Source organism: Pseudomonas sp. S8, assembly GCF_050473925.1.
GTDB classification, from domain to species: domain Bacteria; phylum Pseudomonadota; class Gammaproteobacteria; order Pseudomonadales; family Pseudomonadaceae; genus Aquipseudomonas; species Aquipseudomonas parakoreensis.
In genome coordinates, this window is the sequence record NZ_JBFDVZ010000021.1 from 1 (window position 1) to 15,429 (window position 15,429).

4 protein-coding genes and 13 pseudogenes are annotated in these 15,429 nt (G+C 60.7%); 5 read left to right on the top strand and 12 right to left on the bottom strand.

From position 1 onward, the window contains the following. The 9 genes and pseudogenes from AB1J88_RS29530 to AB1J88_RS29570 all read right to left on the bottom strand — a co-directional run. On the bottom strand, positions 1–364 hold a 364-nt coding region (locus AB1J88_RS29530; protein ID WP_430292747.1), incomplete at its 3' end, for an imelysin family protein. Positions 365–390: 26 nt separating this feature from the next. After that, a pseudogene (locus AB1J88_RS29535) lies at positions 391–1,814 on the bottom strand (di-heme oxidoredictase family protein). A gap of 291 nt (positions 1,815–2,105) precedes the next feature. Next, positions 2,106–3,447, bottom strand: a pseudogene (locus tag AB1J88_RS29540) (imelysin family protein). A gap of 160 nt (positions 3,448–3,607) precedes the next feature. Next, a pseudogene (locus tag AB1J88_RS29545) lies at positions 3,608–5,689 on the bottom strand (putative bifunctional diguanylate cyclase/phosphodiesterase). A 429-nt stretch (positions 5,690–6,118) separates the two neighbouring features. Further along, positions 6,119–6,376: a superoxide dismutase gene (locus AB1J88_RS29550; RefSeq protein WP_430292748.1), complete on the bottom strand. Its 258-nt coding sequence runs from the start codon at positions 6,374–6,376 to the stop codon at positions 6,119–6,121. Further along, the gene (locus AB1J88_RS29555; RefSeq protein WP_430292749.1) at positions 6,337–6,561 is read right to left on the bottom strand and encodes a Fe-Mn family superoxide dismutase; all 225 of its coding nucleotides are present in this window, start codon (positions 6,559–6,561) and stop codon (positions 6,337–6,339) included. Before AB1J88_RS29555 ends, AB1J88_RS29550 begins: the two co-directional genes overlap by 40 nt. A 26-nt stretch (positions 6,562–6,587) precedes the next feature. Beyond that, positions 6,588–6,773, bottom strand: a pseudogene (locus AB1J88_RS29560) (superoxide dismutase [Fe]); the annotation flags it as partial. Between the two features lie 176 nt (positions 6,774–6,949). Further along, positions 6,950–7,551 (bottom strand): annotated as a pseudogene (locus tag AB1J88_RS29565) (LysE/ArgO family amino acid transporter). 10 nt (positions 7,552–7,561) lie between these two features. After that, positions 7,562–7,960 (bottom strand): annotated as a pseudogene (locus AB1J88_RS29570) (ACT domain-containing protein); the annotation flags it as partial. Positions 7,961–8,056: 96 nt separating this feature from the next. On the opposite strand from AB1J88_RS29570, the pseudogene AB1J88_RS29575 reads away from it, so the two are divergent. Continuing rightward, positions 8,057–8,946: pseudogene (locus tag AB1J88_RS29575) on the top strand (LysR family transcriptional regulator ArgP). A 9-nt stretch (positions 8,947–8,955) separates the two neighbouring features. Here the strand turns inward: AB1J88_RS29575 and AB1J88_RS29580 are convergent. Further along, positions 8,956–9,117, bottom strand: a complete 162-nt coding sequence (locus AB1J88_RS29580; RefSeq protein ID WP_430292750.1) for a hypothetical protein — start codon at positions 9,115–9,117, stop codon at positions 8,956–8,958. Between AB1J88_RS29580 and AB1J88_RS29585 the strand changes: the two are divergent. The 3 pseudogenes from AB1J88_RS29585 to AB1J88_RS29595 form a co-directional block, all read left to right on the top strand. Beyond that, a pseudogene (locus AB1J88_RS29585) lies at positions 9,061–10,071 on the top strand (NAD-dependent epimerase/dehydratase family protein); the annotation flags it as partial. The gene AB1J88_RS29580 and the pseudogene AB1J88_RS29585 sit on opposite strands and share 57 nt — an antisense overlap. Before the next feature lie 34 nt (positions 10,072–10,105). Next, positions 10,106–10,959: pseudogene (locus tag AB1J88_RS29590) on the top strand (ATPase). A gap of 264 nt (positions 10,960–11,223) precedes the next feature. Continuing rightward, positions 11,224–12,035: pseudogene (locus AB1J88_RS29595) on the top strand (cache domain-containing protein); the annotation flags it as partial. A gap of 99 nt (positions 12,036–12,134) precedes the next feature. On the opposite strand, the pseudogene AB1J88_RS29600 reads toward AB1J88_RS29595, so the two are convergent. Next, positions 12,135–13,653: pseudogene (locus tag AB1J88_RS29600) on the bottom strand (MDR family MFS transporter). Between the two features lie 79 nt (positions 13,654–13,732). Beyond that, a pseudogene (gene pobA / locus AB1J88_RS29605) lies at positions 13,733–14,929 on the bottom strand (4-hydroxybenzoate 3-monooxygenase). A gap of 177 nt (positions 14,930–15,106) precedes the next feature. On the opposite strand from pobA, the pseudogene AB1J88_RS29610 reads away from it, so the two are divergent. Then, positions 15,107–15,429, top strand: a pseudogene (locus AB1J88_RS29610) (helix-turn-helix domain-containing protein); the annotation flags it as partial.

Here is a 15,429-nt window from a genome sequence, read left to right on the forward strand (position 1 = left end):
GCGGCTGGGCGGTGACCAGTTGCTCGACCTGACGACCAACGAGGTTTTTCTTGTCCGGCCAGAATTGCACCTGCCACGAACGGTTGCCCTCGGCCAATGGCCCGATCAGCAGCGGTTGCAGCTCGGCCCAGGCTTTCTGCGCGTGCAGGAAGTCGGCGCGGGCGGTTTCCAGGGTTTCCTTGCCTTGGCAGTAGGCGAGGGCGCTGACCGCCAGTTGCTTGTCGGCTTCGACCCAACGGGTGTAGGTGGGCAGGATCACCGATTTGGCGATGGCCGCCGACGTGACTGCTTGCGGGTCCTGCGGCGAGCAGGCGCCGAGGGCGAGTGCGGCAAGGCTGGTGAACAACAACTTGGGACGGAACATGTCGGGCTCCCGATTCTTTTAAGTGTTTAAAGTGAGTTCAAGAACGCCAGCAGCGCAGCACGCTGCTCGGCGTTGAAAGACAAAACCTGTTGCTGCGCCTGCTGCGCTTCGCCGCCATGCCAGAGCACGGCTTCGAGCAGGTTGCGGGCGCGGCCGTCATGCAGAAACTGGGTGTGACCACTGACTGCCTGCGTCAGGCCAATGCCCCACAACGGCGGGGTGCGCCAGTCGCGGCCGGAGGCCTGGAATTCGCTGCGGTGGTCGGCCAGGCCGTCGCCCATGTCGTGCAGCAGCAGATCGCTGTACGGGCGAATCACTTGATTGGCCAATTCAGGTTCGGCGGCGTTGGCGGCGGTGGTGTATTGAGGGGTGTGACAGGACTGGCAGCCGGCCTGGAAGAACAGGTTCTTGCCGGCCAGCACTTGTTCGTCATTGACGCCACGACGTGCCGGCACTGCGAGGTTGCGTGTGTAGAACAGCACCAGACGCAGGATGTTGTCGCTGACTTCCGGCTCGCCGTCCGGGCCATTGCCGTTCGGCGCCTGTTTGCACGCAGTTTGTGCGTCGGTGCAGTCATCGAAGGGGCGCAGGCTGGTCGTGAGGCCCATGTCTCCGGAAAACGCGTGGACATTCTGCTGATTGAGATTGGTTGCCCGGCTTTCCAGCCGAATCGACCCATGACGGTCTTCTGCAATGCGTCATCCCATACTCGATTCGCTCGGCCATTGATGCCGTTGTTCTCTTTGGCCTGCGCGGCGGCGTTGGCGAGGATCGCTTCTTCGGAATGGCTTCGAGCAGGCCGAGGCCGATCATCGGCGGCGCAACCCGGGCCGAGAAACGCGTGTCCGGGTGCATCGGGCCGTAGCCCAACTGAGTGAATTGCAGAACGGTTTGCGCAGCTCCACTTCGGTGCCGTCCTTGAAACGAATCGGCAGCGGGGTGTACTCGACGCGCACCTTGCCTTCGGGCGTGACACCGGGCACGGCCATGTCCTGGAACTGCCCCCCGTAGATCGGCTCCGGCACCACGCCGAGTTGCTCGATGACGTTGGCATAGGCCGGCGAATCAGGAATCGACAGGCGCACCAGCATCGACACCGCGTTCGCCGCATCCGGCGTTGGCGGATGTCCACGACCATCCTTGATGTGGCAGTTCTGGCAGGCGTTGGTGTTGAACAACGGGCCGAGGCCATCGCGGGCGGTGGTGGTCGACGGGGCGATCACCCACGGACTGCGGAAGAAACTGTTGCCGACACTGAAGTCGACCCGACGCGACGCGGTAGATTGGCCGAAGGCAGCGAGAACGCATTCTGATCGGTCTTGCGCACAGTCGTCGCCCCGCCCGAACGCGCTTCACCGGGCTCAGCCTTGGTAAAGCGCGGGGCGTCATCGCAGGCACTCAGGCCCAGGGCCAGAAACAGTGCGGACAAGCGAAGCAGCAGCGAGGGCATCAGACATCCTGCGGGCGGGCGAAAACAAAGGCGCAAAGTCTAACAGGGCGGGGGAGTTTGAATAAGAGGAATTATCGTTTGCTTGATTTGCGGCAGGGTTTCACTCGAGACCGAGGCGCAGCCATCGCTGGCAAGCCAGCTCCCACAGTATTTGTGTTGTACCCGGGGTGTGTGAACACCGCGAAACCTGTGGGAGCTGGCTTGCCAGCGATGAGGCCATCAGCATCACCGCAAAAAGCAGGCATGAAAAAGGCGACCCGAAGGTCGCCTTTTTGACGCAGACGCGCGTGATCAGAACTCGTGATCAGCGTTGTCCGGGTTCAGGTCGCTGATGCCCAGCTTGCCGGCAGCGGCTTCGATCGAACCGGTCTGCTTGACCAGCGCGGCGATGGCGTCACGCACGATCTGATTGCCGGCGGTGTTGCCCGCAGCGATCAACTGGTCGTAGTGCTCACCCTTGTTGGCGTGATCGACCATGACCTGGATCTTGGCTTCGGTAGCGGCCAGATCGGCTTCAGCGCGGTGTCGGCAGCCGGGTCAGCCTTGGCCACCAGCGACGACAGGCTGGCGCCGGTCATCTTTGCTGCCATCAACACGGGTGTACTCGCCCAGGTACACGTTACGAATGCCTTTGGCATCGTAGAAGTGCGAGTTGTGGGTGTTGTCGCTGAAGCAATCCTGTTCGTCTTCCGGCGAGTTGGCTTCCAGCGAAACTTTCATGCGCTCGCCCCGCCAGTTCACCCAGGGACAGGCTGCCCATGCCGAACAGCATTTTGCGCAGGCCGCTTTCAGCTGGCTCGGCTTCCAGGGTGGCGCGGTAGTTGTCAGCCACGTTCGGCTTCCAGTTGCCGACCATTTCTTCCAGGTCGCTGACCAACAGTTGGGTCACGGCTTTGAGGTAGGCACGGCGACGATCGTTGTGACCGCCGGTGGCGCCTGCGCCTTCCAGGTAGTCCGACGCCGGACGGTTGCCGCGCCCGGGCCGGTGCCGTTCAGGGTCCTGGCCCCAGAGCAGGAATTCGATCGCATGGTAGCCAGTGGCGACGTTGGCTTCGAACCGCCCAGCTCGTTGAGGCTGGCGAGTTTTTCCGGAGTGATGTCTTTCACGTCGACCTTGTCTTCGCCGACCTGCACTTCAGTGTTGGCGATGATGTTGGCGGTGCCCCCGGGTTGCCCAGTGCGGTGTTCGTAGGACTTGTCGACGTAGTCGATCAGGCCTTCGTCCAGCGGCCAGGCGTTCACCTGACCTTCCCAGTCGTCGATGATGGTGTTGCCGAAGCGGAACACTTCGCTCTGCAGGTAAGGCACGCGCGCAGCGACCCAGGCTGCACGAGCGGCTTTCAGGGTGTCGGCGTTCGGCTTGGCGAGGAACGCGTCGACCGCGGTTTGCAGGGTTTTCGCAGTGGATTCGGCATCGCTGTAGACGGCGAAGACCATGTCCGCGTAGTGCGCAACCACTGCCTTGGCGGCGGCTTCATCGACTTTACCGGCAGCGGCGGGGGCGGTACAGCGGCGGTGCTGGCGGCCGGCGTCGGCGCGGCCGGGGCGGCAGCTTGTCTTTGCCTTCGCCGCAACCGGCGAGGGAAATAGCGATGGCCAGCAGACTGGCGGTAGCCAGAGGCATACGAATCATGGCGAACATCCTGCTTCGGTAATGGAATGGACAGGGCGCGGGGGTGCGCAAAGCTGCGACATAATGCAAATCTTTCGCATTATGTGTAAAGGGTTGTGGCTGGAAATATTTCTTGTTTACGCCGGTGTGATGGCGCAGATCAAAAGATCGCAGCCTCGTTTCACTCGACAGCTCCTACAGGGGAATGCGATCCCTGTAGGAGCTGCCGCAGGCTGCGATCTTTGACTTTATAAAATAGCGCGTTGCTGCGTTGGGCTTGCTTGAGGTAGGCCGTCAGCTCCGGGCCGCAGCGGCTTGCTGTAGTGGTAACCCTGACCTTCGTGACAGCCTTCGGAAATGATGTAGGACTCTTGCTCGGCGGTTTCCACGCCTTCGGCGATCACCTGCATGCCCAGGCTCTTGCCCAGCTGAATGATGGCGCGAACGATGGTCGCATCGTCGTCGTCATCCAGCAGGTCCTGAACGAAGCTCTTGTCGATCTTGATCTTGTCCAGCGGCAGGCTTTTCAGGTAACTCAGCGATGAATAGCCGGTGCCGAAGTCGTCGATGGCGATCAGCGCCCCGGAACGACGCAGGCTCAGCAGATGCTGGGCGGCGGTGCTGATGTCTTCCATCAGGCCGGTTTCGGTGACTTCCAGCTCCAGGCTGCGCGGCGGCAAACGGTAGATCTGCAGCAGGTTGTTGACCACTCGCGGCAACTCGGCGTGGTGCAGTTGCACGGTGGACAGGTTGACCGCCATGCGCAGATCGACGAAGCCCTGATCGTGCCATTCGCGTAATTGCTTGCAGGCTGATCCAGCACCCACTCGCCGATGGCGATGATCGTGCCGTTCTGTTCGGCCAGCGGAATGACAGGTCCGGCGGCACCCAGACCGTGTTCCGGATGCTGCCAGCGAATCAGTGCTTCGACCCCGACCACGCGGTGATCGCGGTAGCTGATCTGCGGCTGATAAACGAGGTAGAACTGGTCGCGAATCAGCGCATCGCGCAGGTCTTTTTCCAGTTCGCGACGGCGGCGCATCTCGCTGTCGACGCTGGCGATGTAGAACTGATAGCGATTGCGCGAGCGGGTCTTCGCCAGCGTCATGGTCTGCTCGGCTTTCTGCAACAGTTTCTCGGTGCTGTCGCCGTCTTCGGGAACAGGGTGATGCCGAAGGTCGCGCGCAGACGGATTTGTTGATGATCGAGGTCAAACGCCGCTTCCAGATCATCAAGGATGCTTTGCGCCAGTTCTGCCGCCTCGTAAGGCTGCTCGATATCGCCTGCACCAGCGCAAACTGGTCGCCACCCAGTCGGGCGAGGGCGCCAAGGCGACCGCTGTGGCGCGCAGAGGCGGTCGGCCAGTGCCAGCAATAACTGGTCGCCGGTCTGATAGCTGAACTGCTCGTTGATCCCTTTGAAATCATCCAACCCCACGCACAGCACCGCGACCCGGCGTTGCAGCTTGCGGCGTCCCCAGAATCTTGTCCAGTTGCTGCTGCAATTGCTGGCGGTTCGGCAGGCCGGTGAGGAAGTCGTACTGGGCCATGCGCAGCAGGCTGTTTTCCGCTTCGTGGCGCAGGTGGGTGTTGCGTTCGATGGATTCGAGCAAACTGGTTGGCGGTGTTGATCCAGATCCCCAGTTCGTTTTTCTCATGGCCCTTGAGCTGCGGAATCTTGTGCTCGCTGGGCGATCGGATTGATTTCGGTGAGGTGCTCGATGATCCGCGACAGCGGCTTGGTCAGCAGCCAGTGATAGACCAGATACAGCACCAGGCCATGGCCAGGGCGCGCAATACGCCGGAAATGAAAATGATCACCGAACTGACAATGAAACTCTCGCCATAGGTGCGGTGTCGAGGGTGATGCTCAGGTCGCCGTAATACTCGCTGTACGGGCCGCGACCGACCAATTGGGTGGTGAAGGTGCGTTCCTGACGAGGATCAGATCGGTCAGCCACGGCTGTTGGAGTGCTGCAACTCACGGGACTTTTGCGCGAGGCATCGCTTCATTGGGGTGGCCAATGGAGGCCTGGCGCACGGCGTCGTCCTGGAACAGGCCTTCAATCACCTGCATGCCCATTTCCCGGTCCAGGCTGTAGACAGCCTGCGTCGAGGATCGCGGAACATGTCGAGGATGCGCTGCGCATCGCCGGCCACCGCCTGGCGGGTTTTATAGGCATCGAAAACAATCTGGCGCAGCTCAAGACCACGCCGACGATCAATGCCGAAAGGAGCACGACCCGGAGCAACTTCACCGACAAGCTGTCTTGAGTTCCAGCTTCAAAGGGTTATTCCTTGTTCCGTGCGGGTAGCGTCAAGTTGCCATGAGTATTGGCAATCCCGTGTTGGCAGTCAAAGGGACAATCAAGCTCGGAACATTTGCCCGTGGCCTTGGCCGAAATACTGCTGTCTGGAGTCTCAGCTCTTATTTGTACTGTGTCGGTAGTTTCGGCCCTCAACTTGAGCGGTGCGGACAATTTTTCCTCTGTTTGATGTTAGTCCGATGTGCTGCCCCGGCAAGCGCCGCAGACAACGTTCATCGTGAGAAAAACGCTATTTCCTGTAGGAGCTGCCGAAGGCTGCGATCTTTTGATCTTGCTTTAAAAAAATCAAAGTCAAAAGATCGCAGCCTGCGGCAGCTCCTACAGAAAAACAGAGGCGCCAGAAATCGTGGCACGGTGCGGCAGCTCCTACACAAAGCAAAGGCATAAAAAAACCCGCAATAGCCGGGTTTTTTGACTGGCGCGCAGCTTAAGCGGTGAAGGTTTACCTTCGAACTGCTCGGCAACGAACTTCCAGTTGACCAGGTTCCAGAACGCTTCAACGTACTTCGGACGCAGGTTGCGGTAGTCGATGTAGTAAGCGTGTTCCCAGACGTCGCAGGTCAGCAGCGGGGTGTCGCCGCTGGTCAGCGGGTTGCCGGCGCCGATGGTGCTGGCCAGGGCCAGGAACCGTCAGCCTTTTTCACCAGCCAGCCCCAGCCGGAACCGAAGGTGCCGATCGAAGTTTTGCTGAACTCTTCCTTGAACTTGTCGAACGAACCGAAAGCCGCATTAATTGCTTCAGCCAGTGCGCCGGTTGGTGACCGCCGGCGTTTGGCGCCAGGCAGTTCCAGTAGAACGTGTGGTTCCAGACCTGAGCGGCGTTGTTGAAGATGCCGCCCGAGGAAGTCTTGACGATCTCTTCCAGGGTCTTGCCTTCGAACTCGGTGCCTGGCACCAGGTTGTTCAGGTTCACGACATAGGTGTTGTGTGCTTGTCGTGGTGAAATTCCAGGGTTTCCTTGGAAATGTGGCGGCTGCAGGGCATCGTGTGCGTAAGGCAGCGGCGGCAATTCGAAAGCCATGATGATTCTCCTAATCAGGTCTGTTGCGGTGAGCGCAAGGCCGATCACGGGCGGCCAGAAATGCCACCGACGAGTTTTTACTCTTTGCGGCGCAGGGTTCGGATCATAGCACCGGGGTCAAGGCTTACCACGCAACAACTGTGTGGGATAGAGGTTCCAGAGCTGTTTGGAATAAATCACTGGGCCAATATCAATTGCCCGGCGACCGTGAACATCATCAACGCCACCACCAGATCGAGAATCCGCCAGGTACTCGGCCTTGCCAGCCACGGCGCGAGCCATGCGGCACCGAGGGCGAGGGTGAAAAACCACAGCAGCGAAGCACTTGCCGCACCCACGACATAAGCGCCCGGCACCGATTGCTGCGCCCCCAGCGAGCCGATCAGCAACACCGTGTCCAGATAACGTGCGGGTTGAGCAGCGTCACCGCCAGCGCGCTGAGCATCACCGCGCGCAACGAGCGTACGGTGTGGTTTTCTCCCTGATCCAGACTCTGTTTCGAGAACGCCCGGCGCAGCGCCTGGCTGCCATACCAGATCAGAAAGACCGCGCCGCCCCAGCGCGCCACTGCGAGCAATGTCGGGTTCTGCGCCAACACGGTGGCCAGGCCGGAAAACCCCGGCCGCCACCAGCAGCGCATCGCACGCCACAACAACGCCGCCACCGGCAGGTGATGTTCGCGTCGCAGACTCTGCGCCAGCACAAAAGCGTTCTGGGTGCCGATCGCCATGATCAGCCCCAAGGCCACCAGCAGGCCGTTCACATAGCTTTGCCACATAAAGAGTTACCTCCGCGTTGGCTGCGAGATCGCGCAGCACGTGCATGGCGCGCTCGGCGTCGGCCTGACCGACAAACAAATGGTCGTGGTAATAACCGGCGATCACGTTGCAACTGATTCCGGCCTTGCCCAGCGCGCTGGCGAACGCGGCGGTCAGGCCAACGGCTTCGAGCGCCGAATGCACATTGAGGGTGATCCACGCCGCCACATAATCAAAAGCGAACCCGGCGTGTTCAGCCTGAGAGCGTTCGAGGATCACGGTCAGGCCTTCCTGCTCGCGGAAGCTGCCGACAATTTCCAGACCAATGGGCAACGGCGCGTCGCGCAGGGTGCAGAACACGTATTCGCCGGCATTGAGCTGCGGGCTCATGCTGCGCAGCAGCGTCGTGAGTGAGGTTTCGCCAGCCATTGCTGTGTTCCTTGATAAAGAGTGCTTGCTGGCTATTCTCCGGTCGAAAGCGGTATAAGAAAAACCAATAGTGCTGATCGCTCATTAGGAAAACTGATGTTCGACTACAAATTGCTTTCCGCGCTGGCCGCCGTGGTCGAGCAGGCCGGATTCGACGTGCCGCGCAGGTGCTGGCTTGTCGCAATCGGCGATCTCCCAGCGGATCAAACTGCTGGAAGCGCGGGTCGGCCAACCGGTGCTGGTGCGCGGCACGCGCCGTCGCCGACCGAGATTGGCCGGCGGCTGCTCAACCATGTGCAGCAGGTGCGCCTGCTCGAACGTGACTTGCAGACCCTGGTCCCCGCACTCGACGAAGAGGGCCTGCCGGAGCGTCTGCGCATCGCCCTCAACGCCGACAGCCTCGCCACCTGGTGGGCCGAAGCCGTGGGCGATTTCTGCGCCGAGCAGCATTTATTGCTGGATCTGGTGGTGGAGGATCAGACCGTCGGCCTCAAGCGCATGCGGGCCGGGGAAGTGGCGGCGTGTGTCTGCGCCAGCGAACGCCCGGTGGCCGGTGCGCGCAGCGTGTTGCTCGGGGCGATGCGCTATCGGGCGCTGGCCAGTCCGGCGTTTATCGAGCGGCATTTCCCCGACGGGGTACGCGCCGAACAGCTGCCGCGCACCCCGGCGCTGGTGTTTGGCCCGGACGATTTCCTCCAGCATCGCTATCTCGCATCGCTGGGTGTCGATGGCGGATTCGAGCACCATTTGTGTCCGTCCTCTGAAGGATTTGTGCGCCTGACCGAAGCCGGGTTCGGCTGGGCCTGGTGCCGGAACTGCAAGTGCGCGAGCAACTGCAACGCGGCGTATTGCGCGAACTGTTGCCAGATAAACCGATCGATGTGCCGTTGTACTGGCATCATTGGCGCAATGGCGGTCAGCTGCTGGCCTTGCTGACCGAACAATTGCTACGTTCTTCATCGCGCTGGCTGGTGCCCTTGGGCTGATGATCAGCGTCAAGACAGACGTATCAGGTAAACGAAAGTCATCGGAGGCGTTACATGAAAATTCTGGTCACCGGCGCAAGCGGCTTCATCGGCGGACGCTTTGCGCGTTTCGCCCTGGAGCAGGGCCTGGACGTGCGGGTCAACGGTCGCCGGGCCGAAAGCGTCGAGCATCTGGTGCGCCGTGGCGCCGAGTTCGTCCGGCGATCTCACCGATGCGGATCTGGTGCGCGAACTCTGCGCCGACGTCGAAGCCGTGGTGCACTGCGCCGGCGCCGTCGGTTTGTGGGGGCGCTATCAGGACTTTCATCAGGGCAACGTGCAGGTCACTGAAAACGTCGTCGAAGCTGCCTCAAGCAACGCGTCGGCGGCTGGTGCTATCTGTCGTCGCCGTCGATCTATTTCGATGGCCGCGATCACCTCGGCCTGACCGAAGAACAAGTGCCCAAGCGCTTCAAACATCACTACGCGGCGACCAAATACCTGGCCGAGCAAAAGGTCTTTGGCGCACAGGAATTCGGCCTGGAAACCATCGCCCTGCGCCCGCGTTTCGTCACTGGCGCCGGCGACATGAGCATTTTTCCCGCGCCTGTTGAACATGCAGCGCAAGGGGCGTCTGGCGATCATCGGCGATGGCCTGAACAAGTCGACTTCACCAGCGTGCAGAACCTCAACGAAGCGCTGCTCAGCAGCTTGCTGGCGGCCGGCTCCGCGCTGGGCAAGGCCTACAACATCAGCAATGGCGCGCCGGTACCGTTGTGGGATGTGGTCAATTACGTGATGCGCAAGATGGAAGTGCCGCAGGTGACTAAATACCGTTCGTATGGCCTGGCCTACAGCGTTGCAGCGCTCAACGAAGGCGTGTGCAAACTCTGGCCGGGCCGCCCGGAGCCGACCCTGTCGCGGCTGGGCATGCAGGTCATGAAGAAAATTTCACCCTCGACATCAGCCGCGCCCGGCATTATCTGGACTACGATCCGAAAGTCAGCCTGTGGTCGGCCCTCGACGAGTTCTGTGGCTGGTGGAAAGCTCAGGACATCCGTTGATACAAGTCGCCCGGCCAGCAATGAACCGCACTGCCGCTTGAGGGTCAATCCCTGCGGCTGCGGCGGTTATACTTCGCAGCATTAAGCCATCACCGCGTTCCACAAAGGTTGCCTCAATGTCCATGCGTAACGATGCCCAACGACGATTTCGACGATGTACCGAGCCTGCGGGCCGACACCTTTGACGACGATGACATTTCGCCCACCGCCCGCACCTCCGTGCACTCGCGCACAGCCGCCGGTGGTCAAGGTCAAGGCCGCGAGTACCGGGCCGCTGTGGGCACTGGTCGGCGCGTTGTTCTTTGCCTTTATCGGTCTGGCCTGGTGGAGTTTCCAGCAGATCTCGCTGATGGAGCAGCAGTTGGTCGCGACCCAGGAAAGCTTTGCGCGCATCAGCGAGGAAGCGGCGGGGCGGTTGCAGGACATTTCCGGCAAGGTGGTGGCCAGCCAGAGCAACGTCAACAGCGACAGCGAAGCGTTGAAGCTGCAGATCAAACAGCTGAAACCCAGTTGCTGGATCAGGTAAACAGCAGCAAGGCGTGGTCGGCCAAGCCAGCGATCTGGACAAGCGTCTGGCGCAAATGACCGCGCAGACCATTGAACAACAGAACGCCAATACCCAGTTGCAGGCTCAGGTCAAAGCTTGAGCGCGGAACTGGCGGCCCTGAAAGGCGCATCGGCGGATACCAGCAAGGTCGATGTCCAGCTCAAGAGTTATGACGCTCAGCTGAAAAGCATCGGCGCTGATATCACGGCGCTGAAGAAGCAGGGCACTTCGAACGCGGCGATCGAGCGTCTGGAGCAGGAAATCGTCGTCCTCAAAAGCGAACAGGACAATCGCCCTGCCGCTGCGCAGGGTGGTGGCAATACCGCCGAGTTCGACGCATTCCGCGGGCAGATGACCCGCAACCTCAACACCCTGCAGGCGCAGATCCAGAACCTGCAACAGCAGATCAATGCCCGGCCGTAGGGCCTGATGAACTGTAGCCAGGGACCTTTGTGGTGAGGGGATTCATCCCCGATGGGGCTGCACAGCAGCTCCCTGTTATCAGCTCGGTGTCTCAGAAAATATGTGTTCTCTGCATCAGGGCTGCTGCGCAGCCCATCGGGGATAAATCTCCTCGCTACAGGATGCGGCGCCCCGTCCGAGCCCTAGCCGTCTACGCTCTTGAAACACCAACAAGAACGAGGGATGCGTTATGGGGTTTTGCATAAAGTGGCGTGGCTCGGGGTGATGCTTTTTATGGGGGCAGGGCAGGTCACGCTGCCGCCACGCAAAAGGACGACAGCAAGGCCGCCATCGCTTTGCTGGAAAAGGCCCTGGCCTATTACCACGACAACGGCGACAAGGCCTTCGCCGCGTTCAGCCAGTCAGGGCGAGTTCGTCGACAAGGATCGCTACGTGTTCGTGGTCGACACCAAAGGCGTGATGCTCGCCCAGCGGCGGGCCGTCCTCAGCCTTGATCGGCCGTGACGTCAGCGAAGTGCTTGCGCCGGATTTGCAGAAGGCCTTCAAGGACGCCTTGCTAGTGCCGGAAGGCAACGGCATTCAACAGGCCGAATACCGCTGGCAGAACTGGGCGGACGGCAAGGTCGAGCGCAAACATGTGTATTACCAGCGCATCGGTCAGCGGATTCTGGCCGTCGGTTATTACCTGCCGCGCGCTTCAGCCGAGCAGGCCAAGGCACTTCTCGACAAGGCTGCAACCGATCTGGGGAAAAACGAGAAGGGCACGCTGACGGCCATCATCTCCGCTCAAGGGTGGTTATCTGCAGGATGACTTGTATGTGTTCGTGGTCGATCTGCAGACCGAAACGCTACGTTGCCCACGGCACCAACCTGCGCCTGATCAACACCGACTTCAGCAAGATCAAGGACCCGGAAGGTAAACCGGTGGGCGAGCCGATGCTGGCGCTGATCGCCAAGCAGGATGACGGTGAATACGAATACCGCTGGAAAAACCCGGTGACCGGCAAGGTCGAGGACAAGCATGCGTACCTGAAGAAGGTCGGGCATTTTCTGGTGGCGGTGGGTACTACAGCCCTGAAAATCAAAAGATCGTCCGAACGCGGCCCGAGCCTTCGGCAGCTCCTACATGGGAATGCATCTCTGTAGGAGCTGCCGCAGGCTGCGATCTTTTGCTGTTATTTGGCGCCGTGCTCGCGCCCGCGCAGCAGGTTGTTCGGCATCGCAATCGCCCGCCGCCAGCCCCAGCAACGACACCGCCGTACTCACCCACAGCAAATGCCGGAACGTCACCGAAAGCTCGGCGCGCAAGGCGTTCTGCGCATCGCCCGGTGCGGCGTTCAAACCGTCGAGCAGCACGTTGCCCGAATGCCCCTCGCTGAGCAGCGAGTTGCTCGCCAGGTGGGCAAAACTCGAATCCTGCAACAACGCCAGCAACAGCGCCGACATCAACGCCACACCCACTGCGCCGCCCAGCGAGCGGAACAGGTTGGTGGTGCTGGTGGCGACGCCGATGTCGCGCTGTTCCACCGAGTTCTGTGTGCCCACCAATGAAGTCGGGAACTGCATGCCGCCGGCAATCCCGCTGAGCAGCATGAACAGACTGCTGACCAGCGTCGCATCCGGTGGGCTGAACGCCATGCCGAGAATCGAAATCGGCATCAGGATCGCACCCGTCAGAATCTGGGGTTTGTAACGACCGGTCACCGAGGTGCGGCGTCCGGCGAAATAGGCGCCTATCGGCAGGCCCATCGCCAGCGGCAGCAAGTGCAACGCCGCCGCATCGGCACCGGCGCCAGTGACGCTCTGAAAGCGCAGCGGCATCAACACGATCAGCGAGATCGCCTGAAAACTGGTGAAGAAAATCGTGCACAGCACAGCAACGCGTTGCGGTTGGTGAACAGATGCATCGGCAGCAGCGGCTCGCGCGCCCGGCGTTCATGCCAGACGAACACCGCCAGCACCAGCACCGCACAGGCGAACAAGCCAAGCACTTCGCTGCTGCGCCACGAATGGGCCCTGACCGACCTGAGTGATGGCCAGCAGCAACGCGGTCAAACCGATGATCATCAACAGCGTGCCGAGGTAGTCCGATGATCGGTTTGCGCTGCGGAATCGGCAGCCCGCGCAGGTTGCGATTGGCCACCCACCAGGCGCCCAGCCCCAGCGGCAGGTTGATCAGGAATACCCAGCGCCACGACAGGTATTCGGTCATGTAACCGCCGAGCACCGGCCCGGCGACGCTGGCCACCGCATACATGCTGCTGAAGTAACCCTGATAGCGCCCGCGTTCGCGGGCGGGACGATGTCGCCGATGATCGCCTGACTGACCGAGATCATTCCGCCGGCGCCGATGCCCTGGAGAATCCGCGCCAGCACCAGTTGTTCCATGCTTTGCGCCATGCCGCAAAACAGCGAGGCGAGGGTGAACAGGCCCATGCCGAACAGCATCAGTTTGCGCCGTCCGTACAAATCGCCGAGCTTGCCGTAGATCGGCACGGCCACGGTCATCGCCACCATGTACCCGGAAATTACCCAGGCCAGCAGGCTGACGTCCTTGAACTGTGCGGAGATGGCGGGCATCGAGACGGCGACGATGGTCTGGTCCAATGCCCCGAGAAAGATCGCCAGCATCAGCGCGACCAGCACGCTGCGAATGGCCGGTTTGGGGGTTTCAGGCTGGTGAAGATTGGTCACGGGCGGAACCTGCGGGCAGTGAGAATCCCGCAGGCCATCGGGCGAGCGGGGATGCTCGCCAGTGTAAGTCGGTAGGAAGCTATTCGATAGCCTCATAAGGAAGCCCGACGTAATTTTCTGCAATGGTTTTCCGACCCGCTTCTGAACTGACGAAATAGTCCAGTTCCGAGGCGCTGATCCGTTGGCTGAAAGCATCATGCTCGTCGAAACGGTGCAGCATCGAGGTCATCCACCAGGAAAACCGTTCGGCTTTCCAGACCCGGCGCAGGCATATTTCCGAGTATTTCTCCAACAGATCCGTGCGGCCTTCGCGATAAACCTTCAGCAGAATGTTGAACAAAGTGCTGACATCGCTGGCGGCCAGGTTCAGGCCCTTGGCCCCGGTGGGCGGCACAATGTGTGCGGCATCGCCGAGCAGAAACATCCGCCCATACTGCATCGGCTCAACGACAAAGCTGCGCAGCGGCGCGATGCTTTTTTCAATCGACGGGCCGGTGACCAGTTTTTCGGCAAGCTCGGCGGGCAGACGGGTTTTCAGCTCAGCCCAAAAGCCGCTCGTCGGACCAGTCGGCAACGTTCTCCTCGGCCGGCACTTGCAGGTAATAACGGGTACGGGTGGCCGAACGCATGCTGCACAGGGCGAAGCCGCGTTCGTGACGGGCGTAGACCAGTTCTTCGTGCACCGGCGGGGTGTCGGCGAAGAATCCCCAGCCAGCCGAACGGATAGACCCGCTCGAAGATCTTCAGGCAGGCCTCGGGAATCGACTGCCGGGCTACGCCATGAAAGCCGTCGCAACCGGCGATGTAATCGCAATCGACGTGCCAGGTTTCGCCGTCCTTTTCGAAGGTGACAAACGCCTCGTCGCTTTTCATGCCGTGAGGAACGACATGGCTCGCCTCGTAAATCGTCGACGCACCGGCCTCCCGACGAGCGGCCATCAGGTCCCGCGTGACCTCGGTCTGGCCGTAGACCATCACGGTTTTGCCACCGGTCAGACCCTGCAGATCGATGTGGGCCAGACGCCCATCCAGGGCCAGATCGAAACCGCCGTGCACCAGTCCTTCGGCGTCCATGCGCTGGCCGACTCCGGCCTGGCGCCAACAGCTCTACCATGCCTTGTTCGAGCACGCCGGCGCGAATCCGCCCGAGGACATAGTCGGGCGTCTGGCGTTCAAGAATCAGGGTGTCGATGCCGGCGTTGTGCAACAACTGACCGAGGAGCAATCCGGAGGGACCGGCGCCAATGATGGCGACTTGGGTTTTCAGCGTTTTCATTGTTTTTATGACTCGCAAGCTTCACGCGACGTGAGTCGGTGAATGATTTTTATGGATCGAGTGCTTGCATTTTTCCCTTGCGGGTCTGTCAATTGAAGGTGAAAACTGAGCCGATACCTGTACATTCTGCAATCGGTGCGATTATCGCCCGCAAACCTCGAGGCCTGGATTGAAGTGATGAACAAGCCTGACCTGCCTTCGATTCCGGTGTTCAAGCTCTACGGTGAAAGCCTGGACTGGCCGACCCCTGACTTGCTGCACTGTGAAACCATTTCCAAACGCAGCCGCGAACATCAATGGGAAATCAAAACCCCACGCCACGCCGATTTGTGCCAGTTACTCTTCGTTTCAAGGTCAGGCAGAGCTTGAAATCGAAGGTCAACGCACGCAGCTCAACGAACCCGCCATTCAAGTCCTGCCCCCGTTGTCCGGTGCATGGCTTTCGTTTTTCCGAGGACGTCGAAGGTTTCGTCGTTACCCTCGCCAATCCGTTGATCAAC